Consider the following 3,154-nt stretch of genomic DNA (forward strand, 5'->3'; position numbering starts at 1 on the left):
ATATTTACCTTTAGCAGGATCGACAACATAAAGCGTGTTATTTTTTATTTTTTCAATAATGATATAGTGGTCATAACCTTGTTGATTAATAATATGTACCATAACTGGTAATTGTGCTTGTTTTAAATCATCAAAGGAATCAGCTTTTACACCAGTTAACTCAATACCAATCTTTTTACCTGCTTGTACGAGACCATATAAATTTGTACCTAATTTATCTGTCTTAGCATATTCGCGTAAACGTGGGATGGATACACGCTTACCATAAAACTGTGAAATCATGGCAAGGCAAGTAGGACCACAATCCTTTTCATCGTATTGTCTTATAAATTTTATAGCCATCATAATGAGTCCTTTCAATAAAAGTTTTACTTTATTTTAATAAGTATAAATAGTTAGTATTAAACATAAGTTAAGTAATCCTTTTGATAATGTTAAAAACACTTAAAAGTGTCACTTTACTTGATATATGAGAATGATTTTACCTAATAAATGAGAAAAGGTTCTGTTGCAAAGTAAAAAAAATATAGCTAACCACTAATATGTCATGTCAGTGTTCGTTTAACTTGCTAGCATGATGCTAATTTCGTGGCATGGCGAAAATCCGTAGATCTGAAGAGACCTGCGGTTCTTTTTATATAGAGCGTAAATACATTCAATACCTTTTAAAGTATTCTTTGCCGTATTGATACTTTGATATCTTGTCTTTCTTACTTTAATATGACGGTGATCTTGCTCAATGAGATTATTCAGATATTTCGATGTACAATGACAGTCAGGTTTAAGTTTAAAAGCTTTAATTACTTTAGCCATTGCTACCTTCGTTGAAGGTGCCTGATCTGTAATTACCTTTTGAGGTTTACCAAATTGTTTAATGAGACGTTTGATAAATGCATATGCTGAATGATTATCTCGTTGCTTACGCAACCAAATATCTAATGTATGTCCCTCTGCATCAATGGCACGATATAAATAGTTCCATTTTCCTTTTATTTTGATGTACGTCTCATCAATACGCCATTTGTAATAGGCCTTTTTATGTTTTTTCTTCCAAATTTGATACAAAATCGGAGCATATTCTTGAACCCAACGGTAGACCGTTGAATGATGAACGTTGACACCACGTTCTCTTAGTATTTCAGATATATCACGATAACTCAGCGCGTATCTTAGATAGTAGCCAACGTCTACAGTGATGACGTCCTTGTTAAATTGTTTATATCTGAAATAGTTCATATAGCATACTCCTTTTTGTTAAAATTATACTATAAACTCAACTTTGCAACAGAACCATCAAAAGCGTGATGATTATAATCCGCATTTTCATGTTTTGATAGCTGTTAATAAATCATATTTTACAGATAAACGGTATTATATTAGTCAAAAAGAATGGCTGAATTTATGGCGAGATGTAACGGATAACGATGAGATTACACAAGTACATGTTCAAAAAATAAAACAAAATAACAATAAAGAATTATACGAAATGGCGAAGTATTCTGGTAAAGATAGCGACTACTTAATTAATCAAAAAGTGTTTGATACATTTTATAAATCACTTAAAGGTAAACAAATTCTTGTTTACTCTGGACTGTTTAAAGAGGCGAGAAAGAAATTAAAAAATGGAGATTTAGATTATTTTAAAGAAGTAGATCCGACAGAATATATTTATCAAATTTTTTATCATTGGAACCAAAAAGAATACTTAGCGAGTGAAATTTTTGATTTGACCGAAGAAGAAAAACGAAAAATTAATCATCAAATGATTGATGAAATTGACGAAGAAATTTGAGTATAAATTTTGATGTTTATTCTAAAACGTTAGCGAAAAAGCTAGCGTTTTTTTATATTGGTTTTAAATTTGATATTTAAGTGTTTTATACAAAAAATACAAAAAAATGAATAGTCTATATATTCCAGGAGCTTGGAAATTTAGAATATTTGTATTCCAGACCTTTGATAAAGCCTGTTAAATCAATGAAAAAAAATATTCCATGGGAAGCTCTGAGTGGTATTTGTGTAACATGTTGCATTCTATGTACTAATACACTTAACTGTTTCATAGGCTTAAAATACGGATTCACTTCAATTGCTTTAATATCAAGGCTTTTAATGTTGTTTGCATGAGCAAATGAGTGTAACGAATGTTAGGAAAATCTTTCAGCTATGCTGAATACCACCAGGGGTGGTACTGGATTTCCTTATGCTCATGTAAAATATCCTAAGTTTTTGGCGGTGTATATTTTATGTATAAATCAAGTAGGGATATTTTTCTGTTATAAGCCCATATTTACGTTTTAAATGCTTATATTGGGACTTGAGTAACAAACATATAAGAAACACAGACTTTGCTTTAAATACCCCCTTAAAATGCAAAATAAAGTTATTAATTATAAAACGCTCAAATAAAAAACTCTTAGTAAGTATTATTAACTTACTAAGAGTTTTTGTTCGTTTAATCATTGAGATTATGGAATAATCTCAATGGGGAGCCACCACTCCTCCTTCATTACATTTATATTATAACAGGAGTACGCATTTATGCCGAGAAAATTTATTGATTAATGAGAAGAACCCTTAACTAAACTTGAAGACGAATGTCGGCATAGCGTGAGCTATTAAGCCGACTATTCGACAAGTTTTGGGTTCGTTAAGGGTTCAGAGGCTCGTTGTCAATAAAGCAATTGGAATAAAGCAATTTAATTAGTAAGATGACTTTAAGGCATGGAAAGGAGTTTTACATTGGTTAAAAGTTTTACTAAATCATTATTAGAATCTGTTGTTGTATTAATTGGAATATCAATAGTTTTATGGTTGTTAAATAAAATCGAAGTTGATGCTAGAGGAATTGATAATGTTATCAGCGAGTCTCAGTATAATAGTTTTGCATTTGTGAATTTTTTTGATTTAGAGGTATTTAATATCGCTTTTTGTATTCTTATTATTGTCTTAATAATTTATATTTTGATTAAAACTGCGTTAAGAAAATAGGTGGCTTTTGACACGAATGAAATGAGTTTCTTCTTTTCTTGATAGTACAGATTTGATAATTTCAATTTCAAGTACAGAAAAGTTACTTAAATAGTTTTAAATATTTTGCAGTAATTCTTAGAGTAATTGGAATTTTAAAGACTCATCATTAAAGTTTGAATTG

General features: G+C 30.1%; 3 protein-coding genes and 1 pseudogene. 2 read left to right on the forward strand and 2 right to left on the reverse strand.

Going from position 1 to position 3,154, the window contains the following annotated elements; genetic code table 11:
• Both BU038_RS12075 and BU038_RS12080 read right to left on the reverse strand, forming a co-directional pair.
• Positions 1-342 (reverse strand): cysteine peptidase family C39 domain-containing protein (locus tag BU038_RS12075; protein WP_199219717.1); only part of this gene is annotated, 342 nt, incomplete at its 3' end.
• 219 nt (positions 343-561) lie between these two features.
• Positions 562-1,236, reverse strand: a complete 675-nt coding sequence (locus BU038_RS12080) for an IS6-like element IS257 family transposase (protein ID WP_105980557.1) — start codon at positions 1,234-1,236, stop codon at positions 562-564.
• A gap of 55 nt (positions 1,237-1,291) precedes the next feature.
• Here BU038_RS12080 and BU038_RS12085 point away from each other — a divergent pair.
• Together BU038_RS12085 and BU038_RS12090 are read left to right on the forward strand one after the other, a co-directional pair.
• Positions 1,292-1,792 (forward strand): annotated as a pseudogene (locus BU038_RS12085) (protein rep); the annotation flags it as partial.
• 950 nt (positions 1,793-2,742) lie between these two features.
• Positions 2,743-2,991, forward strand: coding sequence for a hypothetical protein (locus tag BU038_RS12090; protein WP_107540469.1), 249 nt, complete (start codon positions 2,743-2,745; stop codon positions 2,989-2,991).
• Positions 2,992-3,154 lie beyond the last annotated feature (163 nt).

The sequence above is a fragment of the Staphylococcus simulans genome, from assembly GCF_003043455.1.
Lineage (GTDB): Bacteria > Bacillota > Bacilli > Staphylococcales > Staphylococcaceae > Staphylococcus > Staphylococcus simulans_A.

What these genes read in the sequence shown, in the direction of transcription:
- BU038_RS12080 (WP_105980557.1), bottom strand. Translation starts at nt 1,236, where the DNA reads ATGAACTATTTCAGATATAAACAATTTAACAAGGACGTCATCACTGTA.